The sequence below is a fragment of the Vibrio ouci genome (genome assembly GCF_004551525.1).
In the GTDB taxonomy this organism is placed as follows: Bacteria; Pseudomonadota; Gammaproteobacteria; order Enterobacterales; family Vibrionaceae; genus Vibrio; species Vibrio ouci.
In genome coordinates this window covers 18,743-43,548 of sequence record NZ_SATR01000030.1, presented here as the reverse complement: position 1 = coordinate 43,548, position 24,806 = coordinate 18,743, and the positions used below count along the sequence as shown (strand labels likewise).

Annotated in this window: 22 protein-coding genes; 17 read left to right on the top strand and 5 right to left on the bottom strand. The window is 44.7% G+C overall.

Going from position 1 to position 24,806, the window contains the following annotated elements; genetic code table 11:
• Positions 1-7 precede the first annotated feature (7 nt).
• The 6 genes from ELS82_RS17475 to ELS82_RS17450 all read left to right on the top strand — a co-directional run bounded on the left by ELS82_RS17475 (position 8) and on the right by ELS82_RS17450 (position 7,123).
• Entirely contained in the window at positions 8-898 is an 891-nt protein-coding gene (locus ELS82_RS17475) for a dihydrodipicolinate synthase family protein (protein ID WP_134836617.1), read from the top strand.
• A 61-nt stretch (positions 899-959) separates the two neighbouring features.
• Positions 960-1,838 carry an N-acetylneuraminate lyase gene (locus ELS82_RS17470; RefSeq protein ID WP_134836616.1) on the top strand — a complete coding sequence of 293 codons (879 nt, stop codon included), beginning with the start codon at positions 960-962 and terminating at the stop codon, positions 1,836-1,838.
• Positions 1,839-1,917: 79 nt separating this feature from the next.
• The gene (locus tag ELS82_RS17465) at positions 1,918-2,751 is read left to right on the top strand and encodes a MurR/RpiR family transcriptional regulator (RefSeq protein WP_039477473.1); all 834 of its coding nucleotides are present in this window, start codon (positions 1,918-1,920) and stop codon (positions 2,749-2,751) included.
• Between the two features lie 223 nt (positions 2,752-2,974).
• On the top strand, positions 2,975-4,132 hold the full coding sequence (locus ELS82_RS17460) for an N-acetylneuraminate epimerase (protein ID WP_134836615.1): 1,158 nt from the start codon (positions 2,975-2,977) through the stop codon (positions 4,130-4,132).
• Between the two features lie 12 nt (positions 4,133-4,144).
• On the top strand, positions 4,145-5,212 hold the full coding sequence (locus ELS82_RS17455; RefSeq protein WP_134836614.1) for a YjhT family mutarotase: 1,068 nt from the start codon (positions 4,145-4,147) through the stop codon (positions 5,210-5,212).
• Between the two features lie 150 nt (positions 5,213-5,362).
• Positions 5,363-7,123 carry an exo-alpha-sialidase gene (locus tag ELS82_RS17450; protein WP_244230804.1) on the top strand — a complete coding sequence of 587 codons (1,761 nt, stop codon included), beginning with the start codon at positions 5,363-5,365 and terminating at the stop codon, positions 7,121-7,123.
• A 38-nt stretch (positions 7,124-7,161) separates the two neighbouring features.
• On the opposite strand, the gene ELS82_RS17445 is transcribed toward ELS82_RS17450, so the two are convergent.
• Positions 7,162-8,865: a sensor domain-containing diguanylate cyclase gene (locus ELS82_RS17445; protein WP_244230803.1), complete on the bottom strand. Its 1,704-nt coding sequence runs from the start codon at positions 8,863-8,865 to the stop codon at positions 7,162-7,164.
• 215 nt (positions 8,866-9,080) lie between these two features.
• Positions 9,081-11,030 carry a glycogen debranching protein GlgX gene (gene glgX / locus ELS82_RS17440; protein WP_208733203.1) on the bottom strand — a complete coding sequence of 650 codons (1,950 nt, stop codon included), beginning with the start codon at positions 11,028-11,030 and terminating at the stop codon, positions 9,081-9,083.
• A gap of 442 nt (positions 11,031-11,472) precedes the next feature.
• Between glgX and lamB the strand changes: the two genes are divergently transcribed.
• The 4 genes from lamB (at position 11,473) to ELS82_RS17420 (ending at position 15,826) form a co-directional block, all read left to right on the top strand.
• On the top strand, positions 11,473-12,696 hold the full coding sequence (gene lamB / locus ELS82_RS17435) for a maltoporin LamB (protein ID WP_167489358.1): 1,224 nt from the start codon (positions 11,473-11,475) through the stop codon (positions 12,694-12,696).
• Positions 12,697-12,845: 149 nt separating this feature from the next.
• Positions 12,846-13,679, top strand: coding sequence for a MalM family protein (locus ELS82_RS17430; RefSeq protein WP_134836610.1), 834 nt, complete (start codon positions 12,846-12,848; stop codon positions 13,677-13,679).
• A gap of 324 nt (positions 13,680-14,003) precedes the next feature.
• A complete protein-coding gene (locus ELS82_RS17425; RefSeq protein WP_134836609.1) occupies positions 14,004-15,002 on the top strand; it encodes a porin in 999 nt (332 codons plus the stop codon).
• 209 nt (positions 15,003-15,211) lie between these two features.
• Complete coding sequence (locus tag ELS82_RS17420; RefSeq protein ID WP_134836608.1) at positions 15,212-15,826, top strand: fumarylacetoacetate hydrolase family protein; 615 nt, start codon at positions 15,212-15,214, stop codon at positions 15,824-15,826.
• A gap of 180 nt (positions 15,827-16,006) precedes the next feature.
• Here the strand turns inward: ELS82_RS17420 and ELS82_RS17415 are convergent, their stop codons facing one another.
• From ELS82_RS17415 to ELS82_RS17405, 3 genes are all read right to left on the bottom strand, one after another.
• Complete coding sequence (locus tag ELS82_RS17415; protein ID WP_134836607.1) at positions 16,007-16,315, bottom strand: AzlD domain-containing protein; 309 nt, start codon at positions 16,313-16,315, stop codon at positions 16,007-16,009.
• A complete protein-coding gene (locus ELS82_RS17410) occupies positions 16,312-17,031 on the bottom strand; it encodes an AzlC family ABC transporter permease (RefSeq protein ID WP_134836606.1) in 720 nt (239 codons plus the stop codon). The genes ELS82_RS17415 and ELS82_RS17410 overlap by 4 nt, the downstream gene beginning before the upstream one ends.
• A 103-nt stretch (positions 17,032-17,134) precedes the next feature.
• Complete coding sequence (locus ELS82_RS17405; protein ID WP_134836605.1) at positions 17,135-17,959, bottom strand: AraC family transcriptional regulator; 825 nt, start codon at positions 17,957-17,959, stop codon at positions 17,135-17,137.
• A 214-nt stretch (positions 17,960-18,173) separates the two neighbouring features.
• Between ELS82_RS17405 and ELS82_RS17400 the strand changes: the two genes are divergently transcribed.
• From ELS82_RS17400 to ELS82_RS17370, 7 genes are all read left to right on the top strand, one after another.
• Positions 18,174-18,806, top strand: a complete 633-nt coding sequence (locus ELS82_RS17400; protein ID WP_134836604.1) for a LysE family translocator — start codon at positions 18,174-18,176, stop codon at positions 18,804-18,806.
• An 80-nt stretch (positions 18,807-18,886) separates the two neighbouring features.
• Entirely contained in the window at positions 18,887-19,306 is a 420-nt protein-coding gene (locus tag ELS82_RS17395) for a GNAT family N-acetyltransferase (protein WP_134836603.1), read from the top strand.
• Positions 19,307-19,432: 126 nt separating this feature from the next.
• Entirely contained in the window at positions 19,433-19,753 is a 321-nt protein-coding gene (locus ELS82_RS17390; protein ID WP_244230802.1) for a hypothetical protein, read from the top strand.
• Positions 19,754-19,838: 85 nt separating this feature from the next.
• Positions 19,839-21,947 (top strand): protein-disulfide reductase DsbD family protein, encoded by a 2,109-nt coding sequence (locus tag ELS82_RS17385; protein WP_134836601.1) that lies wholly within the window; start codon positions 19,839-19,841, stop codon positions 21,945-21,947.
• Complete coding sequence (locus tag ELS82_RS17380; protein ID WP_134836600.1) at positions 21,947-22,447, top strand: protein disulfide oxidoreductase; 501 nt, start codon at positions 21,947-21,949, stop codon at positions 22,445-22,447. Before ELS82_RS17385 ends, ELS82_RS17380 begins: the two co-directional genes overlap by 1 nt.
• Before the next feature lie 11 nt (positions 22,448-22,458).
• Positions 22,459-23,157, top strand: coding sequence for a DsbA family protein (locus tag ELS82_RS17375; protein ID WP_134836599.1), 699 nt, complete (start codon positions 22,459-22,461; stop codon positions 23,155-23,157).
• A 219-nt stretch (positions 23,158-23,376) separates the two neighbouring features.
• Positions 23,377-24,798, top strand: coding sequence for an MltF family protein (locus ELS82_RS17370; protein WP_370447480.1), 1,422 nt, complete (start codon positions 23,377-23,379; stop codon positions 24,796-24,798).
• Positions 24,799-24,806 lie beyond the last annotated feature (8 nt).

Below are 24,806 nucleotides of genomic sequence, written 5' to 3'. Positions count from 1 at the left end.
ATTAAAAATGAATAAGTTAACTGGCCTAATTGCCGCTCCCCACACCCCGTTTGACGCAAGCAACAAAGTCAACTTTGCGGCAATCGACCAAATTGCCGAGCTACTGATTGAGCAAGGTGTAAAGGGGGCGTATGTATGTGGCACAACTGGAGAAGGGATTCATTGTTCGGTAGAAGAACGTAAAGCGATAGCCGAGCGCTGGGTGAAAGCGGCTGATGGTAAGCTTGATTTGATCCTGCACACTGGCGCTCTGAGTATTGTTGATACGCTGAACTTAACTGAGCACGCGGAGACTCTCGATATTCTAGCGACGTCAGCAATCGGGCCATGTTTCTTCAAGCCAGGTAGCGTTGATGATCTCGTTGAATATTGCGCGCAGGTTGCGGCTGCCGCCCCATCGAAAGGTTTCTATTACTACCACTCTGGAATGTCTGGGGTAAACCTCGATCTTGAGCAGTTTTTGATCAAAGGTGAGCAGCGAATTCCAAACCTTTCTGGTGCTAAGTTCAATAATGCTGATCTGTATGAGTACCAACGATGCGTCCGCGTTTCGGGTGGCAAGTTTGATATTCCTTTCGGTGTCGATGAGTTTCTGCCGGCAGGCCTTGCAGTAGGCGCCGTTGGTGCGGTTGGCAGTACGTATAACTATGCCGCGCCGCTTTATTTGAAGATCATTGAAGCGTTTAACCAAGGTCAGCATGATGAAGTGGCCGCATTAATGGACAAAGTCATCGCGATTATTCGTGTGTTGGTTGAGTATGGCGGTGTTGCTGCAGGTAAAGTTGCGATGCAACTGCACGGCATTGATGCTGGTGACCCTCGCCAACCAATCCGTGTACTAAGCGCAAACCAAAAAGCCGATGTATTGGCGAAACTGCGCGACGCAAACTTTCTCTAATTAAGTCATAGGGGGAGGTTTGCCTCCCTCATATTGATGCTTCTAATTCTCAGAGGTTTATATGCAGGGCATTTACCTTCCCTTGATGACACCATTTTCATCTAATGGTTTGCTGCAACTTGATAAAATCCCCGCGATGGTCGAGCACCATATCACGCAAGGTGTACATGGGTTCTATATCGGCGGCAGCTCATCTGAATGTTTTCTGATGAGCATTGATGAGCGTAAACAGGTGCTTGATGCGGTTTCATCAGTCAATAATGGACGTGTACCACTGATTGCGCATGTTGGCGCTATTGCATTGCATGAGTCTTTACAGCTAGTCGATAGTGCGGTTGCTGCGGGCTATGACTCCATTTCGGCAACGCCCCCCTTCTATTATGGTTTTAGTAAGTCGGAAGTGATTCATTACTACAAGAGTCTTGCTCAATACTCGCCGATTCCCTTGTTGCTCTACAATATTCCGGGTACGACGGGTGTTAACTTTGATCACAAAGAACTCCTCGAACTGTCAGAGCTAGAGAACGTGGTTGGTATCAAACATACCACTAACGATATGTTTTTTGTCGAGAGATTACGTCAGGCAAAACCGGAAAGTATTATCTTCCATGGTGAAGATACCATGCTCGTCAGTGGCTTACAGATGGGAGCCAGTGGCGGGATCGGCAGTACCTATAACTTGATGTCAAAGCAATACGTTGAACTTTACCAAGCGGTGCTTGAAGGTGACTTAGACAGAGCACTAGAAAAGCAAAAGCAGGTCAATCGAGTGACGGAAGTCTTGCTTGATGTTGGTGTTTACCAAGGCATTAAGTATGCGATGGGAGAACTCGGTATCGACTATGGCGAATGCAGAGCGCCATTCCTAGGGCTAGATAGTGAAGGTAAAAGCAAGATTAACACGATGATTGAAACTTTTAGTTTCAATAACTTTATGTGATTATCAAGCCTATGCTGGTGTTCAAAACAGACTGAGTTTGATACTTTTAGCTCAGCCAAATAAATGTAAAGAGGCCCTAGTGAATTCGCCTAAAAATCTATTAGTTCGATTGCGTTCTAATATTGAGCCGTTGAGCAAAAAACTAAGACTAGTTGCGGACTACGTGCTAGAAAACGCTCATGACGTTCAGTTCCAAACAATTACCGATCTTGCTCGTAATACTCAAACGAGTGAAGCAACGGTGGTGCGTTTATGTCGCGATATGGGCTACAAAGGTTATTCTGATTTCAGAATGGCACTGGCGGTTGATTTAAGTCAGACGGCCTCGCAGAATCAAACCCCAGTTGAAGGTGATATCTGCGATATCTCTGCGCAAAGTGCCGTAGACAGCCTGCAAGATACGGCTAAGCTGATTGACCGTAAATCATTGGCACGTATCTGCGAGTTGGTTCATAACGCTCGTTTCATCGGCTGCGTCGGTGTTGGTGCATCAAGTATTGTCGGGCGCTACTTAGCTTACCGTTTAGTGCGTATTGGCAAAAAAGCCATCATGTACGAAGACACGCACTTGGCCGCAATGAGTGCAGGCCGCAGTGACAGTGGTGATATGTGGTTTTCTGTGTCGAGTTCAGGTTCGACTAAAGAGGTTATCCACGCAGCGACACAAGCTCATCGACGCGGTGTTCCGGTTGTCTCATTGACGAATATTAGCCACAGCCCGCTATCGGCCATTTCCGATGAACTGCTGGTCGCAGCAAGGCCAGAAGGTCCATTGACCGGCGGTGCATTTGCTTCCAAAGTCGGCGCGCTCTTATTGGTTGATGCTTTGATCAACACCTTATTAGACAGCTACCCAGAATATACCGAATCAGTAATGGAGACGGCGGAAGTGGTTCTGCCATTAATGAAGTAACTCTATTTTATTGATTTAAAAGTCATTATTAAAAGCTCATCGAAATGATGGGCTTTTATTTTATTCAATGGTGAAAATATTTTTTATTGTTAAGTTGATCAAAGAAATATTTTTTCATTGATCAATAATTAGTATGAATTTTGTACAAAGGCGCAACAGGAAATGACTGCGCCAATCCATGACCGAATGAGTGGTAGGGTCACCCAATAAGGAAATAACAATAATGACTATCAAAAACTCAATACTTCATACACCTTTGCTTGCTGCTTCTCTGGCGTTGAGTGTTAACGCACTGGCTGCCAATGAGTGGCCTGATCTTCCTGTAGGTATTAAAAGTGGCGTGAGCGCCCAAGCGGGCAATAAAGTCTTCGTTGGACTCGGTTCGGTGGGACAGGACTTTTATATGCTTGATTTAAATAACCTATCTCAAGGTTGGCAAAAAAGAGCTGACTTTAGTGGTCCTGCCCGCAATGGGGCAACGGCATCTGTGATTGGCAACGAAATTTATGTCTTTGGTGGCTCGGGCAAAATCAACGCGTCTGATGCCGCGCCAATCTTGTTTGATAGCGTATATCGATATGACGTTGAGTCAGACTCTTGGGCGCAAGCGAATACGACTTCTCCCGTGGGTCTACTAGGCGCTGCGTCCTACTCGCCGGATAGCAAACAAGTGGTCTTTTTTGGTGGATACAACAAAGCTTACTTTGACCAGTATCTTCATGACGTACTGACGACGGACAAAAAAGCGGAGCCAGAAGCTTGGCAGAAAATCGTCGACGATTACATGGGGATGAAACCAACAGATTATAAATGGAATCGCCAAGTTTTAAGCTACCAACCTGCTACAGGCAAGTGGAGTGATCTTGGTCAGTCACCCTATCTACCAAATTGTGGTAGTGCGCTAGTCGCTAAGGGTGAACAGGCGCTTTTGATTAGCGGGGAAATAAAGCCGGGTCTAAGAACAGCGGAGGTTAAAACCTATCAATTTGGCCAACAGCAACCGTGGCAAAGCTTACACGCGATGCCTGCACCTAAGTCTTTAGATGTGCAAGAAGGGGTCGCAGGGGCGTTTGCAGGTGAGAGTAATGGTGTGGTGATTGTTGCTGGTGGAGCCAACTTCCATGGCGCTAAATCTGCTTTTGAGAGCGGCAAAATGTTCGCTCATGATGGATTCAGTAAAGCATTCAACCCAGAGATTTATGTGCAAAAAGAAGGCTTGTGGACACAAGTGAATAACCTGCCAGAGGGCCTTGCTTATGGTGCGTCATTCAATGCGTCGAAAGGGGTATTGATTGCAGGTGGTGAAAAGAGCGATCGCCGCGCAAGCAATAAGGTTTATATGCTGTCGTGGAATGGTTCATCAGTAGACATTAACGATTAAGGGGCTCATACAATGTCGTTACTCATTGAAGATTTTCCACCCTTGCCATTTGGGGTGAAAAACGGGGTAGGAGGTGTTATCGGCAACACACTCTATGCTGGTTTAGGGAGCGCAGGGAAGCGCCTATTTTTCTATGATTTAGATTGTCCTGAACATGGCTGGCAAAGCGCTGCAGAGTTTCCCGAAGTGGCTCGAAATGACGCGGCTTACACAGTGAGTAATGACAGACTGTATGTTTTCTCTGGAGCTGGATGTTTAAGTGCAGAACAGCCACCTGTGGTGCTTGATGATGGTTATGTCTATGACCCGAAAATCGATAAATGGGACAAACTGACCACCCAAACACCAGTGGGTTTCTTAGGCGCTTCAGCATGCGAGTTAGAGCCGGGTCGGTTGGTGTTTTTCGGTGGTTACTGTAAAGAGACATTTGATACGTTTCTCGCGGCAATTTCACAGGTTGATCCTAAGACTAAACCAGAAAAACATCGCGCTATGCTAACGGAATTTATGTCTCGTCCGATTGAAGCCTACGGGTGGAATCAAGACATCTGGCAGTTTGAAACGACTCTGCAGAAGTGGTCGATCGTCGCGGATAATATTTTTCCAGCTAACTGTGGTGCAGGGATCGTTCGTCAGGGTAACAGTATTACGCTGGTTGAAGGTGAAGTTAAGCCAGGGCTTAGAAGCTTAGAGACCAAGCGATTTGAGTTTCAATCTCCACATAGCCTTAGCTCTACAAAATTGCCCTCAATACAGCAAGCCGCTAACAACCATGAAGGCTTAGCAGGTCACTTCTGTGGCATGGTGAATCACCAGATTATTGCAGCCGGCGGAGCGTTCTTCATCGGCAGTCAACGAAATTTCCTGAAAGGGCAGTGGTACAGCCATCAAGGATTGACCAAACACTACAACAATCAAGTATGGCGATTCGATGGCAAAAAGTGGCACCAAGCGACCTCAATACCTGAAGGTGTTGCTTATGGTGTGTCGATTTCAACTAACAACAAAATGTACTTATTAGGAGGTGAAGGTAGTAACGGACAAGCTCAATCAAGTTGTTACACGCTAAGTTGGCGATAGTTTTCTCCCCCTATAGATAACTCGCTAAAACAGTCAAAGACCTAACAATTCTCCTCTGCATCATATTCGTATGATGTAGGGGCTTTTTACACCTTTTATTTGTCTTTGACACATCGTTCGAACACGGAAATAGTAAGAGGACATTCAGTAATGGAACAATTTCAAAAGAAGGGACTTTTGGCATTAGGACTACTAACTCTTGGGATGACTGTCGCCCCAATGAGTGCCCATGCCGTTGCACCTAATTTACGAGATGTAGTGGTATTTAAAGGTGGTGAAGGTGGAAGTAGCCACTATCGCATACCATCAATCGTTGTTGCTCAAGATGGGTCTTTAGTCGCTTTTGCTGAGGGGCGTGCTTCAAATAAAGATCCCGGTAGTGGCTATCCGACTAGCATCAAAAGTCGACGTTCCACTGACAATGGCGTGACTTGGAGTGATTATACCGTTATCCATGAAGTGGCTAATGAAGCCTATTCGGATCCTCGACCATTTGTTGATAAGACCACAGGGAGAATGTTTGTTTTCTACACTAAGTGGGATAACAACTGTGCTCAAAACGGAAATTGTGTTCCGTTTGATGATCCTAAACACAAACTGTTTTATCGAACCAGTGATGACAACGGACAGACATGGTCCGCAGCGATTGATGTGTTAGATCAAGTGAAAGACGTTAACTGGATGGCGAATGGGACCAACAGTATTGATGGACGTGCAACTTGGTCTGCGACACCGTCACAAGCCCAGATCGATCAAGCGAATAGTGATGGTTGGAGTTTGAGTTGGAATTCCCGTGTTGCAGATGGTTCTTGTAATGTGCAGTACTACGGTAACGGTAGTAAACGCTTCTTAGCCGACCTTCAAGTCAATGCTGATAAATCAGTAAAAGCCGTGTTGTACTCTGACGGTGCTAACCTTGAGTTTCCAATGGACTTCGATATCTCCGCCTACCATGATTATAAAATTGTCGGTCAAGGTAGCACGGCTAGTTTCTATGTCGATGGAACTCTCGTTGCGACAAATTGGTCTGGTCAAAGCCATTCTAGTAAAACAGTGACGTGGGGGAATGGATGTTCATCTACCAAAGGTGCCTCTGCTTATCACACGATAGATTTTTCCATTGCAGACAATCAGCAGTTCTATTTTGATGCGAGCTTAATGGAGCGAGTCAATGGGACTATTATTAAACACCCTGCTGAACAAGGCTGGGCGAAAACCAGTGCACGAAATGGTCGTGGTGATCCGGGGTGGAAGAGTATCAATGCTGGCCCAGGTCAGGGTATTCAGTTAACCAATGGCCGGCTGATCTTCCCTGCAATTATATTAGATGCGTTTACTCAGCTGTCGGTTGTATCCATTTATAGTGATGATCATGGCGTGACTTGGCACGCTGGGAATCAAACCCCAACCTATGCACTTGAGCCAAGTGAAGCAGATATGGTTGAGCTCAACGATGGTCGACTTTTGATGTCTGCTCGCAATGATGGAGCAACGGGCACTGGTAATTTTAACCGTTATCACTTTGTGAGTTCAGACCGAGGTGTTAACTGGACGATGATTGAAGAAGAGCGCCACTCAACAAATGGTGCGTTGTTCTTCAAGTTAGATCAAGTGGATATTGGTTTACTGCGCTACGGAGAGAATCGCGTCTTAATGTCAGGTCCTCAAGGAAATTCAGCCGTGAGTTCAGACCGAAATGATCTAGCGATTTGGAGTGCGGTAGATGATGGAGCAGGTAACTATAATTTTACTCAGAGAACTCAGTTTAGAGATGGCTATAGTGCCTATTCGGATCTCGTTCAGCTCCAAGACAAAGGGGCTTCAGGAAACGAAGATATTGGTGTGATTTATGAGGCGACATCTAGTACCGAGATTCGTTTTATGGTGATTGATATCGACAGTGTGAACTAAACGAAAAAGGGAAGTGCTCACTGCACTTCCCTTTATTTTTATGCTTGGAAGGTATTTAACACCACCTGGTTTCGACCCAATCCCTTGGCTTGATAAAGCGCTTTATCCGCTCGACCAATCGAGATGTGTTGGCTGTCTCGGTTGAGTGTAATACCGATACTGACGGTGTACTGCACAGGAACATCATCACAAATAAGCTTTGATTGCTCGACTAAGTGCCTAAACATTTCGCATTGTTCATAGGCATCATTTTCATCATTGGCTCTAAACAGGACACAGAACTCTTCGCCGCCAAAACGTGCCACACTCAATGAGTTGGGTTTTGGAAAGCACTTCTTCATTAAGTCAGCAGTGTGGATGATCACCTGATCGCCAACCAAATGACCTAAGCTATCGTTCACACGTTTGAAGTGATCAATATCGACGATGGCTAAGTAAACGTCTTCCTTATCGATGTGCTTATCAAGCTTTTCTCTCAGCGTGAGTTTATTGTCTAAATGAGTCATAACGTCTTTACTGCGCAACTTTTTGTGCAGCAGTAAATTGGTTAGCGCCACTTCCGAGTAATCGCGGATCATACGTAAAATGCTGCGATAGGTCGGGAAGGTGGCTTTCATGTAGATAACCCCAATCAGACTCTCTTTATCAAACAGCGGAATGGTGTAGTGACGCGAGTTAATCTGCAGCTTCTTCGCTAGAGGATCGGCGTATCGCTTCCCCGTGTAACTTAAAGAGCTTGGCGAAAAGTGCTTAGCAAGATTTCGATCTCTGAGAATAATATTAGTGTTGCCATGATAATCGACGGTAGTGAAGTGTCCGTAATCAGCATCGTAGAAGCAAAGCTGGACACCTTTGTGGTGGCAAAAGCGATCTAAGATCTCTCTTAAGTTGTGCTTAAAGTCGACCAGCTCTTCTTTGTTGTTAAGTTCGGCCAAACTGGTGTTTAGCTGATAGGTTAAATAGTTGATGACAATCGCCAAAAACAGCAGTGACGCTATAACGATGGCAGTCAATGAAAACTGATAAGAAGAAGAGAGAATATCTGAGCGATCTGTGCCTGAGATGAACACCCACTTGTATGGGTTGTCACCATCATAGACAGACATCTTGAACTGACCTTTGTAGTAGTACTCATACTTGCCAAACAACAAGCCGTGGTTGATTTGTTCACTGATCCCGGCGTGGTAGCTTACCGAAGGAGTGCCTATTCGGTTAGGATCTGGATGGAAGGCGAGTCTGCCTGTGGTGCTATCCACGACGAAAACGTAACCCTCATTCAATGTACGTAGTCCACGTAAACTTTGTGTGGTGTACTTTAAGTCGAACTCCAACCAAATTTCGTTAGCGTTGTCTTGGGTGTATTTGACTGCGAATACCCACTCTTTGGGTGTTTTTTGATAGATGGATGAGACGGCTAAGTGCTCAGCGATACCGTCGAGAGGGCGCCAAGTAATATCAGGATTTTTTTCAGCATCAGTAGAGTTGAGTAGTGCAGAACGATATTGGTTAGTTTCACGATTGACATAGATAATGTCACTGTATGTGGGCGTGTGTTTCAATATCCGTTTGGCGATGGAGTCGAACTCAGAGACTGAAGACGTGTCGTCCAATAAGTAGAGTTTACTTGAAGCCGCTTCAACTTGGGAAAAGATAAGCTCAGAACCGGTTTTGAGATTGGAATAGGATTGCTGATAAGCGATGTGTTCTGATTTATTGAGCTGTTGATAGGCTGCGTAAATCATTCCTATCACGAGCAGTATGATATACGGCCTGAGCGTGCGAATAAGAAACTTGGGTAAAGCCATTGTGTGCCAACCGATTGATTAGAAAGTATTGTAATTATGCGCCGTATAGTAAACGGATCTCGCAAGCACATCAATGCATATTAATCTAGCGAATGGGCTTTCTTTATTCATAAATTGAGTGATATGTCACCATATCACTCAATTTTGTGAAGTTAGGCGTTGGCGAAAAAGATCGCTAATGAAGATGGGGCAACAAGAACTTGTTTGTTATCAATGGTTTTATGCAGCTCGTGATCATCTGTATTACAGATCATCGTCCACTCTTTACCTTCAGAGGTAGGCAGAGTAAAACGAGCAGGGGCATTGGTTTGGTTGATGCAGTAAAACAGCTCATCTCCCTCTTTACCAATCCCTAAGTGCAGTGCGACAGAACTTAAGCGATTCCAGTCATCATGTTCCATGAAGCTACCATCAATTCTGCGCCAGAAGATACGGTTGTTATTACGACTTTCGCCACTGAACGCGCGAATAAATGGCACCATAAATTCTTGACGAGCTTTGACCATCTCGGCCAACCAAGCTTTAAACGTATCTTTCGACTCTGAGTTAGACCAGTCTAACCAGCTGAGTTCATTGTCTTGGCAGTAGGCGTTGTTATTACCTTGCTGACTGTGAGAAAGGACATCTGCAGTCAAGATATGTGGAATACCAAAAGCAAAAAGTAGACTCGCCATAAAATTACGTTTCTGCTTTTCACGCTTTTCCAAAACAGTTGGGTTTTCTGTTGTTCCTTCTATACCATAGTTATCTGAGCGATTGTCACCATGGCCATCGCGGTTTTGCTCACCGTTTGCTTCATTATGTTTGTGCTTGTAAGAAACTAAATCTTGCATGCAGAAGCCATCATGGTAAGTGATGTAATTGACGGTAAGTTTATAAGGCCAATTTGCTGCGCTATAGAGATCGCGAGAACCCATTATTCGAGTCGCAAACTCTTTTAGGAAGCCTTGAACGCCACGCCAGAAACTACGTGTTATATCGCGTAGACGGTCATTACACTCGTTCCAGCCAAACGGGAAGTTACCCACTTGATAACCGTTTGGGCCGATATCCCATGGCTCAGCAATTAACTTCACTTCACGTAGAACCGGATCTTGCGCCACGGCTTTAAAGAACGCAGACTCAGGGCTAAAGTGCTCGCCATGTCGACCTAAGGTGGCGGCTAAGTCAAAGCGGAAGCCGTCAACTTGATACTCATTGACCCAGTAGCGCAGCGTATCCATCACAAGGTTTAATGAAGGCTGGTAAGAAAGATCAACCGTGTTACCGCAACCAGTATAGTTAGCGTAATGTTCACCATGTTTGATGTAGTAATGATCGTCTAGTGCTTTTAAGTTGAAAATAGGCCCATCGGCTCCGCCTTCAGCGGTATGGTTGTAGACGACGTCCAGAATGACTTCGATACCGTGGCGGTGGAGCTCGCGTATCGCGGTTTTTAATTCGGTGACCGCATCTTTTTCGGCATACCTTGGGTCTGGCACCATAAACAGGTAAGGGTTGTAGCCCCAGTAGTTTACCTTGTCCATTTTAAGTAGGTGAGGCTCATGCATACACGCCGCGACCGGTAGCAATTGCAAAGTATTGATGTTCTGCTGTTTGTAGAACTCAAGCATTGCAGGGCTGACAAGACCAAGGTAGCAGCCTTGTTCTTGCGCAGGGATTTCTGGGTTGCGCTTTGAAACGCCTTTTACGTGTGTTTCAAATAAGACCATCTCTTCACGAGGGCGGTTCGGCTTCTCTACTCCTTGCCAATCAAAACTATCATCTACCACGACGCATTTTGCCAAGGTAAAGCTGGCTTCATTGTCAAAAGGGAGAATGTAGTGAAGCGGTTTTTCTAGTGCTTTGGCATAAGGGTCGGCAATGAGGAGTGGCTTACCGTTTTCCTCAACAACATAAGCGTATTTCTGGCCAGCTTTAATATTCGGTAAATAGGTGAACCGAACGCCTGCGTATTCTTGCTCTAATGTGAAGGTTTGGAATTCTCCGCTATCGTCAAAAATAGCGAGTTGGATGTTCTTAGCCTTTGGAGCGAATATGGAAAAGTTACACCCATGACTATCTGGTGTGGCACCCAAAGGGTACGGACGAGAGCACTGCATCATTATGGCTTACTAATAATTAAATTTATTACTTTAGCTTTAGTTAATAGGTTTGCTAACAGTAGGTCAAGCACCATTCTAAAAAAGAATAACTGTAATTTTGTTTCACTAATTTGATGTTATTTATATAAATAGTGAGCTACTTGGCATTTTGATCTAACTAATTTTCCTCTGGCGTTCGAACTCACCCCTATTATTGTGATTTAGTGCGTAAAAATATCGTTCTGTAAATTTTCTCATCCCTTCTCATCCCCCTAAATTATTTCTCATCTGGATGAGTTGGTTTTTCTACTCCCCAGTTAATCTTGCTGCAGTTGAAACAGAGAGGGACTAAGTCATGAGCCCTAGTCCCGCCTTACCTCTCTTTAGCAACACTCTGTTACTGCCTTACAGAATGGACCGAAAGAGAGCGAAAAATAAAAATCTCTAAATGGAGTTAATAATGAAAAAAGTAAGTGTAATTGCTGCTGCAGTGGCTGCGACTCTAGCTGCAGGTTCAGCATTCGCAGTGGATTTTAACGGCTACTTCCGTGCTGGTACTGGCATTAGTGGCAATGGTGAGTCTGATCTTTCTGTCAACAAAAATGGTGTTGGTCGTCTAGGTAATGAAAACGACAACTACTATGAGTTTGGCTTTGCTGAAGAGTTGAAAACAGGTGAGCAAACTTGGCGCGTAGAGTCGATGATTGCACAGGGCAATAGCGGTGCAAGCGGCTGGGAAGATGGCGATTTCAACGTTGCTCAGTTCGCTGTTAAAGCAAAAGGCTTAATTGCTGCTGATACAGACGCAACAATGTGGGCGGGTAAGACTTACTACCAACGTAAAGACATCCACATCACTGACTTCTACTACCTAAACACCTCTGGTACTGGTGGTGGTATCGAAAACCTATCAATTGGTGATCAAAAGCTATCTCTAGCACTAATCCAAGATGGTGAAGATGACAATGGCGCAGGTTACATCTTTGACGCTCGTCTAGCGAACATTGGCCTATGGTCTGACGCTTCACTAGAACTAGCACTTGCGTACAACTTCGCGACAGAAAAAGATGACAAGAACTACGACGGTGACGATGGTGTTCTTGCTACAGCAGTTGTCCACCAAGGTATGAGCAATGGCTTTAACCAAACTGTATTCCAATACGGTACAGCGGGTTACGGTGTTCAGGCTGCTAACTTCTGGGGTGCTGGCACTTACTACGACCGTTCAGGCGCTCATAACGACGCGACTGGCTTCCGCATTATTAACTGGGGTGTAATGAACCTTGGTGAAAGCTGGGAAATGGGTCATCAGCTAGCTTATCTAGCAGGTTCTGATATCGGTGGTACTGACTCAGATGGCAACATCACAGGTCAAAAACTTGATATCGACCAGTACTCGGTTGTTGTTCGTCCAATGTACAAGTGGAACGATACAATGCGCACTGTCTTCGAAGCGGGTTACAACGCGGGTGAGAAGATCGCAAGCAACGGTATGGAGAAAGAAGACTTCGGTAATACTAAACTGACTGTTGCTCAAGCATGGGCAATGGGTGACAGCTTCTGGGCTCGTCCTGAACTGCGCGTTTACGGTTCATACATTACTGATACTGAAAACGACGATGCATTTGGCACTGGCGAAGATTCTGAGTACGTAGTAGGTATTCAGGTTGAAGCTTGGTGGTAATAGACGGATTACTGTCCTAATCGTCTAGTCCATAATTTATTAGCCGGCTCTAATGTGCCGGCTATTTTCCTAAGTATTTGCAGGTAGGGTTTGATTGCTACAAGTTAGCCTCCCTTCGAGTTCTTAGCAAAATAACAAAAGGACAAACTATGTATTTACGTGCCCTCGTTCTTAGCAGCTGTGTTGCATTAACTGCTTGCCAAACAGCCCCGACTCCTGAACATGTTCAGCTATCCCAAGCTGAGCAAGTTAGCTCGATTTCCAATTTACAATCAGTCGTATTGAAGCTGCCAAGCTCTGCTACGGTAGAGATCACTGACAATTCTCAACATTTTAAAGGTATTGGCATAGATAGCCCGGTTGCGGTTTTTGAGCTGCCAGCAAACCGCGGTGAGTTTTCGATTGAAATCACCAGCCAGATCGGTGATACGGCATTTTCTCCACGAGCTGTTATCGTCGATAAATCGGGCAAGGTGCTAGAAACCTACGACAAGAACCACTTTGTTTATGAGAAACCGCGCTTAAATTTAGGTAATCGCTTAGTCGCTGAATTCGACTTTTTCCCGCCGACGGGAACTGAGTCGGTATATTTAGTGGTTTACAGTGATGATTCGGAATTGGGCAAGTTTACTAATGTCATCCACCCCGCTCGATTGGATGCAGAAGGTCGCGGTAACTATTTACCTGAAGTCAAAGACATCCCTATTCCAAACGCATTGGTGGGTAAAATAGAAGTTTCAATTGATCGTGTCAGCTTGTTTTCACTCTCTAGGCCGACAACAGATGATGCTCCACTCAAGCCGTCATTAGCATCAACGCCAGAAGTTATTCAGCCTGAAACACAAAGCTATTATCACAACGCGATCACTGCCGCAGTGAAATCTAATGATTTAGACAAAGCTTTGGCTCTACTTGAAGAAGCAAAAGCACTAAAAATTGATGATGCCCAACAAGTGTTTATTAAAGCGGTTAACGCTCAATAACGTATGAAAAATGTAGAATATTGAGTCGTGATATTGATTTATTGCGACTCATATTCTAGGAAAGTTCCCATAAAATAACAAAAACGTGACATGTGTCACTTTTTATTTTTGGTGCAAATATGACTCCAAAAAATCATAGATAATTCATATGGTTAAAAAGTACTGATATTTTTGCTGATTAGGTTATTTTGCGAAATAATCATTAATAAGCGCTTGGTTGCACTTCATTTTTTTTGTTTCCGTACTACGTTTTAGTTGTTCGTGCAGTTTTCGGTCGCTAGCGACTGATTCGAACGTGGTTAAACCAAATACGGACATTAAAAAATGAATACTAAATTATTAGCCGCAACCATCGCGGCAACAGCATGTGGTACAAACGCTTTCGCAGCCGAAATCTACAACAGCGAAGGTTCAACAATTTCTCTTGGTGGTTATGTCGATGTCGGCATCGGTGAATATTCCAGTGACGAAGTCGAAGTCCACCAAGTATCTCCTCGACTGAATGTGTCTGGAACACAAGATGTTGGTAACGGCATCACGGTCGATGCAAAAGGGGAATGGGCACTCAAATACCTTGATGGTGGTGATACTTCTTTCACAACTCGTCTTGGTTACATTGGTATGACGCATGATCAGGCGGGTCGTCTAGCGTTGGGTACACAATGGGCCCCTTACTATGACGTCGCAGGCGTGGCTGATATGCCAATTGCGTTTGCTAATGACTTTATATACTCCAACCACGGCAACCTAGGTTCTGGTCGTGGTGATAAAATGGTCACTTACCGTAAAGGCTTTGCCTTTGGTGATGATATGTCACTGGACTTTGGTCTAGGTTGGCAAGGTAAGCATACTGAAGCGGCCACAGTCTATGACGCGCGTGGCCAAATTGCGGTTTCCTTCTCTATGATGGGTATTGGCTTAGGGTATGTGTACAACGGTGGCGAGGTAGATAACGTTGATGCGGAATCTCATGCTGTTTCCCTTAAAGTAGGTAACTATAGTAATGGGCTATATAGTGCCGTTGTGTACGCAAACAATGACAACTTCTACGAATCTCTTTACGAGTCTGAGCAATATGAGGTGTTATTGGCTTATGGCTTAGGAAACGGACTTAACCTAAGTGTTAACTATGAAGCGGTGACCGGAAAAGCTACGGCTAACTCTAGTGACCTTACTCAGTTTAGTCAAAGTGCGCTTCAGGCTGAATATAACTTCACACCGAAACTGGTTGGTTTCGCTGGTTACCAGATTGATTTAGGTGATGACGATCCTGCGACCGAAGACGACGACAAATGGACGATCGGTGCACGTTACTTCCTATAACAACGATTCTACTGCCTTAACACAATAATCGTGTTGACGCCTATCCACACTTGGGTAGGCGTTTTTCTATCTAGAGAGTAAAGTTTATCTTGTCGCGATAACTATCAATATTGTTGGCATAGCTCTTAATTTTGTTTCGTAAAGCAACACTTTATCCTTGAGTTCGATTAGAATACGATCACTTTATCAATGACATCAAGGATGGTGAGATGACTTCAGTTAAACTTGGAAATACCCATGTTACGCCGACAAAAATAGTTTGTGTGGGCCGCAACTACCTAGAGCATATCCAAGAGCTGAACAATGCCATTCCTGAGCAAATGGTGGTGTTTTCTAAACCACCGACATCTATTTCCTCTCAGCTAAATGCCTTCCATCATGAACGCCTACACTATGAAGGTGAGATCTGTTTTATTGTTGAACAAGGTGAACTCGCAGCCGTCGGCTTAGGGTTAGACCTGACCAAACGTGAACTTCAGTCGAGCTTGAAATCGAAAGGGTTACCGTGGGAGCGAGCAAAAGCATTTGATGGCTCTGCGGTATTTAGCCGTTTTGTCCCGCTCGATGGGATTGACATTGAGTCACTCGAAATCGAACTCTTCATTAACTGTGTTCGAGTACAAAAAGGTTCGGTGAAGCAGATGATGTACTCGCCGCAAGCGATCCTAGATGAGTTGAAAACCTACACCACCCTTTGTGATGGTGACATCATTATGACTGGCACACCGCAAGGCGTCGGCGAAGTGCACGCCGATGATGTGTTCTTAGCACGTTTAAAGTTAGCTGAGACCACGTTGATTGAAATTGAATGGGTCGCGCAGTAAATCCCGCTTTACCTTCCCCTATGGTTAAGCTTTATCTTCAAATAAAGCATCAATCATAGGAGTTAGAAAAATGGGCTGTTGCAATCAAGCACCTAAAGGTGGAAGTACCAATCTTGGCTTGTTGATTAAAAGTATCGCAGCGTTGGCCGCGATACTTTTTTTATTAGCCGCACTCTTTGGCTAGAGCAGTTTTAAGCACAGAAAAAGCACCATGCTGACAATTGTAGTGAGCAAAACGTTCTTGGTTTTCCAAGCTAGCAGCGCTGCTGCAATTGCGCCAATTAGATAGGGGTTTGATGGTGCCAGCCATAGCTGTTTTTCTGGCATAAACACGATCGGCGCCCAAATAGCCGTGAGTACCGCTGGGCTAGAGTATGCCAGCAATCTTTGAGCAGCTGGATTTAAGCGTAAAGGCAGCTTGGGTTCAAGAAACAGGTAACGGCTTAAAAAGACCAATACTGTCATTGCTAGAATTGACCACATGATCATGATTGGCCTCCTTTTAACTGTTCCGCGCAGTAGCCAGCTAACATGCCAGCCACGCTTGCTATCATTAATCCTGATTCAATCCCCTGAGCGTAACAAAAGACAGATGTCACCAATGAAACGACGACCGCTATTAGGGTGGGAGAGGTTTTTACATTCGGCACGACAATCGCAATAAAGGTTGCTGCAACTGCAAACTCTAGCCCTAGCTCATTGAGGGCTGGGATATAACTGCCGGCAACGATTCCGGCAAAGGTCGCCATGTTCCAACACAGATAGAAACTCAACCCCGCACCTAATGCATACCAGCGATTAAACTGTTTTTCTGATTGCTGGCCGCATATGGCAAACAGTTCGTCTGTCAGCAGAAAGCCCAAACCTAATCGCCATCTTAACGGTAAAGGGGCGATCCGATCTCGCATGGAGACGCTATAAAGTAGATGACGCGAAGTAATAAACAGTATTGCAAGTAACATGGTGGCAAGCGACGCGCCCGCTTTGAACATTCCCGTGGCGACTAATTGTGCAGAGCCAGCGAAGAGAATCGCCGATAGTGCTTGGCTCTCGACAATGGTTAGCCCTGACTCTATGGCAAAAGAACCCGCCAGTAATCCCCAAGGAATGACTGCGACACTTAACGGCACCATCGCGAGCGTACCTTGCCAAAAGAGCTGTGAGCGGCTTAAGGATAAATTGGATTCAATAGTCATGGTACTCATGGTTATTTTCAGAGTTGGTGAGTGGTCAGGGTATTTACTCATGGAAGCGGTTTGTGGGCTTGTACATTATTGCCCACCCATTACAGACCTTTGCCTGTGAAGTTTAAGTTCCGATGAACTGTTTAGGGGTCACCCCCATAGCGCGCTTGAAGTGTCGATGAAAATGGCTTTGATCATGAAAGCCACATTCTTGCGCGACATCTGAAATCGTCAATCCTTTGCGAAGAAGCTGCTTCGAGACTCTTAACCTCGCTTGGATCTGATAAGCGTGTGGAGGCAACCCAAATGCTTGCTGAAAGCTTCGAGTGAGATAATACGGGCTCAGCCCAGCCAGTTTTGACAGGTCATCTAGACTGACATCCGCTTGAGGGAAGTCATCAATAAACTCTTTCACCAATAGCAATTGCTTTTGACTGCGAGTCTTTGGCTGCCAATCAAGTTTGGTTTTACTATGGCGAGAGACGAGTTTGACGAGCGTGCCGTAGATTAACGTCTCTCTGAGTAATTTATTGTCAGATTGCGCAAGCGTATCGAACACTAGCCTAAGTTGCTGAGCGAGTTCTGGATCATAAACCACAGGTTCCGGAAAGTAAGGAATAGATAACCCAGAGGTAAGCCCTTCAGTTATTTTTTCAAACTGCTCGGGTAAAGGGTACATGGCTTTGTATTCCCAGCCCCCTTCGCTTGCCGTCTGTCCATTATGTACTTCGTCTGCATTGACCAGAATAATGCTGTCTTGCGGGGCAATATGGTTACCACCAGTTCGATAAAAGCGCTGAGCCCCTTTTTCTATTACCCCAATGGTATAGCCTTCGTGACTATGGCGAGAAAAGTTCTGATTGGTGTATTTGGCATCAAGCAATTCAAGCCCACCTAGCTCATTAGCTAACTGGAAGCTGGCTGACTCTTTCTTACCGTGATTTGTCATGAGCTCTCCTTGCACTTTTCACATTACTCGGTGGACTGTTCAGTCTAGCTTAAAGCGATCCGTTATTTTTGTACAAAATTGCTCAATGTTACTGAAGTGATTTTAATTATGCGTATCGATTTATATACCAAGTTATTGATGTTGTTTTTATCGTTTATCATGGATTTTGTTGAACTAAAATCCTGTCCCTTCCTGTTCCTGTGAAATTATAACGATGATTGATTTTTCTGTACTGCCGGTCTATCTCACCGCAGTCGTCGCGCTCCTTTTGCTGCCTGGGCCTGATATGTTGTTGATTGCTAGCTCAAGTATGAGCTACGGTCGTAAAGTAGGTATTTTTGCCAGTTTAGGTAACGCAACGTCGGGCATCATCTTAACCTTACTTGCTGCATTGGGTGTCTCTGCTCTTATCGCAATGAGCCCTCTTGCGCTAAAAGCTCTGCATTTACTCGGTGGGGCATATCTGTTGAAAATGGGTTGGGACTGTTTACGTGCAAGTGCCGCCGATGCGCCGCAAATGGACGGAAGCAGTAAAGTTGCCGCCACCTTTTATCAGCGCGCTTTGGTGAGTAATCTACTGAACCCGAAAGCACTGGTATTCTTTGTTATGTTCCTGCCTCAGTTTGTATCGAGTAATATTGCCGCAAGTTCTGGCGAGCAGATGCTGGCGCTCGGTTTGTTGCTTAATGTGTTAGGCTTACTGTTCAATTTCTTATTGGTTGCGTTAGTTGGAACCTTAGGTAAACCTCTGTTAGAAAACGCAAAGTTTCGCACTTATCAGCATAAATTTATGGGGGCGGTATTTGTCGTTCTAGCCCTTTGGATGCTAAGCTCATTTGCGAGCTAACTCAGCCTGATACAGTTAAATTGAGCCAGCGTTCGCTGGCTTTTTTTGTGTCTAAGGGATAGGAAGTAAAGGAAGTAATTATGAATGTGCAGTTTACCCTCAACCCGCCAAAGAACATCAAAGATGTCATCTACAATGGACTTAAAGCATTCAACTTAAAGCATTTTCCAGATGAAGATGTGACTAGTCTAGCATGCTATATCGAAGATGAAGCAGGGGATTTTGTCGGTGGATTAACTGGTGAGATATTTACCAATACCTTGTTTGTTGAGTTTCTCTGGGTTGATGATCGCAAACGTCATGCGGGTATCGGTTCGATGCTGATGGAACGATTAGAAAAAGAAGCGGTCAAATTCGGCGTAACGGATCTTTATCTTGATACTTATAGCTTTCAAGCTCCTGATTTTTATAAGAAGCTTGGCTTTGTCGAAGTAGGGCGATTCACCAACTTTCCGACGGTAGATATTGATAAGGTTTTCTTACAAAAGAAAATTGTGTAGGGCGATTCTTGCAATACACTAACAATGTTTCTTATTAGCTTGTCATAATCCACAGGCATTTTTAACTGGCGATTGATTACTTTGCTCAAACACTTTGCTACGACTAAATCGGCGAAAATCACTCTGATGCTTATCGGATGGGTTTTTGCTATCTGTTTGTCGCAAAATGCAGGCTGGCAATCCGTATGCGAGTTTAAATATTCCGCTCTTGCTGACCTCGCCCATATCTCTAAATCTCCTTCTGATATTGGTGAACAATGTGATTTGACTGAAAAGCTATTGAGCAGCGCACAAGTGAACTTAGAGCATGTCGTCATCTCTATCTTTGTTGTTGCACTGATTGTCGTCGCATGGTTTGTCTTAACGCGAAGCGCCACACCTCAATTTACCGAGCCGATTGTCCCTCGGCGACGGCTACATTTAACTTTTTGTGTGTTTAGAGAATAACGATAGTTCCAACTAACTTTTTGTTAGGGCACTACTCTATCTGTTATTTTTTCACCCGCTTTGGGTGATGTAATTGGACACATAAATGAACAATCTAACGAATTCTTTACTTCGTGCCGCTCAGCGTATGTTGCTGCTGATGAGTGCACTGTTATTTTCTGTGGCGTCTTTCGCTCAGACTGAAACGGGTTGGCTTACCAGCCCAGATCACCCACCTGTTAAAACGAGATTTGTACTCACAGGGCAGGTTAATACTACTGATAAAACCGTTGAAGGTTTTTTGGAAGTCGAACTCTCAGGAGACTGGAAAACCTACTGGCGATCGCCGGGAGAGGGCGGTATAGCCCCAAGTATTAACTGGGATAAATCCAGTAACCTAGACAGTGTCGATTGGCATTGGCCTCATCCTGACCACTTTACCCTATTGGGTATCAATACATGGGGTTACAAAGGGGATGCGGTCATTCCAATGACACTGCATGTTGAGGATGTGAATAAGCCAGTGGTAGTTGATGCTAAGCTCACATTGTCATCGTGTACAACTATCTGTGTATTAACTGACTACCCGATTTACTTGTCGTTTACTCCGAGTGATCTTCGTATTGATGAAGATGCGATGTACATTCATGCTCAAGCGATTAGCGCAGTGCCTAAGCCATCTCCGCTTGTTACCAGTCAGCAAGCGACGTGGGATAAAACGACCAACCAGCTTGAAGTAAAACTGACCAAATCACTGGGTTGGCAATCACCAGAGTTAATTGTTGATAGCACTAACGAAGCAATTAGCGATTATAGCTATGTACAAACATCGATGAATATTGACGGCGATGTGCTCACCGCGGTGTTTGACATATCGACATGGCTTGGAGACATCGACCTAAGTGATCAATCTCTTAATGTGACGATAAAAGATACCGACTTTATTGCCGAACAGGTTGCTCCGGTTTCTGTTGGTGTCATATCGCCGGTCACTTCAGATCTTAGCTTACTTGAAATGATCGGGTTTGCTGTGCTTGGCGGCTTAATCCTTAACGTGATGCCTTGTGTGCTACCGGTTTTAGGTATGAAGCTCAGTGGAGTCATTGCAGCGCAAGGGCTTGAGCGTCGCAAGATTCGTTTGCAGTTCTTAGCCTCATCAGCGGGTATTTTAACTTCGTTCTGGCTACTGGCTGCGTTCCTACTGATCTTGAAACTCACCGGAAGTGCGATTGGTTGGGGTATTCAATTCCAAAGCCCATGGTTCATCGGCTTTATGGTGATGGTCACTGCGTTGTTTGGCGCGAATATGCTTGGCTTGTTTGAGATTCGACTCTCTTCCGGTACAAATACTTGGCTTGCATCAAAAGGCGATAATTCATACGGCGGCCATTACTTGCAAGGTATGTTTGCAACACTGTTAGCGACGCCATGTTCGGCTCCGTTCTTAGGCACAGCAGTTGCTTTCGCTTTAGCAGCCAGTGCGTTAGATATGGTGGCAATTTTCACTGCGTTAGCCATTGGTATGGCACTGCCTTGGATCGTGGTTGCGCTGTTCCCTGGCCTGGCTTCTTACCTACCTAAGCCAGGTGCATGGATGAATAAGGTCAAATTACTGTTTGGCATGATGATGCTTATCACCAGTGGCTGGTTGGTTTACCTTCTTGCCAATCACTTGCCTATCTTCTGGATAGTGATGATTGTGGTCATCGCATTCATATGGATCTTGGCGCGAATCAAACAGGTATATGGCAATAAGGCGTTAGCGATTTCTGGCTCGCTCTCTTTAGGGCTTTTAGCTGGTGGGTTAATTCTGGGTAGTGTAACCGCCGATCATTGGTCTACGCCATTGCCACAAGACCTTGCTTGGCAACCTTTATCAAATCAAGCGATTGATAATGCTGTTAAGCAAGGGAGAACCGTGTTTGTCGATGTGACAGCTGATTGGTGTGTGACCTGTAAAGCAAACAAGATTGGCGTGATCTTACAAGACCCAGTCTACTCTGCACTTAAGAATCCAAATGTAGTCCCTATTCAAGGTGATTGGACACACCCTGATGGAGCGGTCACTGCTTATTTGAAGGAAAATGGGCGCTTTGGCGTGCCGTTTAACATTGTCTACGGCCCAAATGCTCCAGAGGGCATTCCATTACCTGTGATCTTAACGTCAGATGCTGTGACCTCGGCGTTGAAAGCGGCGAGTGGTGAGGGAAGCTAATGAAAACCAAAGCACTACGTTGGGCAAGAGAGCTGTCTCTCTACTTGTTGCTAGCGATTGTTATTACGACTGCGGTTGATATTTATCGCAGTCAGAATGTGCCTATGGATAACACGCCAGAACTTGTCGGCTATGACCAAAACGGGGAAATGGTAGATGTGGTAGCGATTAGCTACGAATCACCTGTAGTGGTTTACTTCTGGGCAACGTGGTGCTCTGTCTGTCGCTTTGTTAGTCCGACCGTTGACTGGGTTAGCCAATATTACCCAGTGGTAGCGGTATCAGGAGCTTCCGGCTCGACCGCTAGGGTAGACGCTTTCAAGGCCGCAAAGGGATATCAATACACCAATATCAATGATGAAGAGTCACTACTGTTTCGACAGTGGGGTATTACTGTCACGCCAACCATATTTATAGTCAAAGATGGAACAATCCAATCCGTTACTACAGGCATTACCACTCCGCCTGGGTTGTTGGCTCGTCTTTGGTTAAATCAATAGGAAAAGAATTCATGTTAAAACAACTTACGTTAGCCTTAGCTATCAGCTCGCTTATTTCACTGCCAGCGTTTGCGGCTCCACAAGACAAAAAGATTGCTGAAATAGTAGAGATGTTAGAAGGCAACCCTCAGGTAGTCGATGCATTGCACGAAAGCTTAGGTATGTATATAAAGCAGCAACAGCAGTTTAGCCAGCTATTGGAAAGCAGTGATAAGTACCTTAACGACCCTAGTCATACTTATATGGGTGCTGAGAACGGTGACTTTACTTTGATTAACGTCACTGACTTTAGCTGTCCATATTGTAAGAAGCTAGATGCGGAACTAGAAAAACTGGTTGAGAACTACCCTAATATCAAGGTTGTTAACCTGTATGTTCCACTGAAAGAAGGGACTGACTCTCTAAATTCAGCGGCTTATGCGCTTAATGTTTGGAAAAACGATCGAGAAAAGTTTGAGCAAGTTAATGAGTTATTGATTGCCAAACCGGGCGTACACAATATGACATCACTGATGAAAATTGCGCAAAAAACCGGAACAACCGATCAGCTAAACGTTAGTGATGAGGTTAAGAAGCAGCTTGAGAACAACTACACGATGTTTAACGCTTTAGGCCTTCGTGGCACGCCAGCGTTAATCTATGGTGAACAAGTTATCCCGGGTTACGTACCTTACGATCAGCTAGAAGATGCGTTGAAAGAGCACTTATAATCGCATTGATAGGCTGCAAATAGGGCTAATTTCAATGAACCTTTAGATAAGGCGCTAGGTTACTAACCTAGCGCCTTTGTTTTAGGTGTATAGGGTCGATTGTAACAAAGGCATAGCACCATAAGTTATAGCGAGGAGGATACTGTTACTTGAACGATATCACAGAACAGGATATGGTCTGAGTACGGAATTTAACAAATCATCAACATGGAGTGTGGTGTGGTCCGAATTACATTAATAGCAATATTGAGCCTATTTTCGAGTTCTGCCTTGGCTCTCGAATTGTCTCCTTTAAGCTCACAGCCTTACGTTGGTGACTTTGAAAAGCTGAAAAAACGCGGTGTTGTTCGTGTCTTGGTGTCAGCCGATCTTGGCTTTTATTACATTGAAGGTGGCAAGCCAAAAGGCATTGTGGCGGAGATGCTTTATCACTTTGAAAAGAGCGTAAAAAAGAAGCACCCTAGCGTCAATGTGCAAGTTATTCCTGTTCCGAGAGATGACTTACTGCAATCGCTTAAAGTCGGTTATGGGGATATTGCGGTGGCCAACTTAACCATCACCGAGCGCCGAAAGCAGCAGATAGACTTTAGTGATCCCGTGATTAAAGATGCTCAAGAATGGGTCATTACCAACAAGTCGCAAGGCGAGTTTACTAAGCTAGAAGACTTAAGTGGTCAAGAAATTTGGGTACGTGGTAGTTCTAGTTATTTTGAAAGTCTGCAGAAGGTCAATCAATACTTGGATAGTGTTGAGTTGCCGCCAATCCACATCAATTTCATCGAAGAAACCCTCCAAGACTACGAGCTGGTTGAAATGGTCAACAAAGGCTTTATCAATGCCACAGTGTTAGATAGCCACAAAGCCAAAATGTGGCAGGGTGTGATGGAGAACATTCAACTGCATCGTCAGTTTCCGATTCGAGAAGGAAGCCAAATCGCTTGGGCTATTCGTAAACAGAGCCCGGATTTAAAACTAATTGTTAATCGCTATATTGGTAAATCTAAAAGTGGCACCCTACTAGGTAACGTAATTTATCGCCGATATATTGATGATACAGGCTGGTTAAGTCGCTCAATGGATGAGAACCAGCTAGAGCAGTTAGCCAAGCTATCTCATATCTTTGACCATTACTCCGATATTTATGGCTTTGACCCTTTGATGCTCTCTGCGCAGGGTTACCAAGAGTCAGGTTTAGATCAACGTAAAGTCTCTCATAGGGGCGCGGTTGGTGTGATGCAGGTACTTCCAAGTACCGCCAAAGATAAAAACGTCAATGTGAAGAACATCCATCAAGTCGATAATAATATTCATGCAGGGACCAAGTACTTAAGCTTCATCCATAAGCGCTACTTCAGTGATGAAGCAATCTCACCAGACGATCAAATGTATTTCAGTTTGGCAGCCTACAATGCTGGCCCAGCTAAGATTAGGAAGATGCGCAAGTTGGCAGCGAAGTATGGCTATGATCCGAATAAATGGTTTAAAAATGTAGAGATCGTGGCAAGGAAACATATTAGCCGAGAGCCAGTGCAGTATGTTACCAACATCAATCGCTATTATGTTATCTACAAACAACTGGCGCAGATAAACTTGGTGAATAATGGCAATGCCAAACTGCATGAGTTGCAATTGATTGACTGATTTAGACA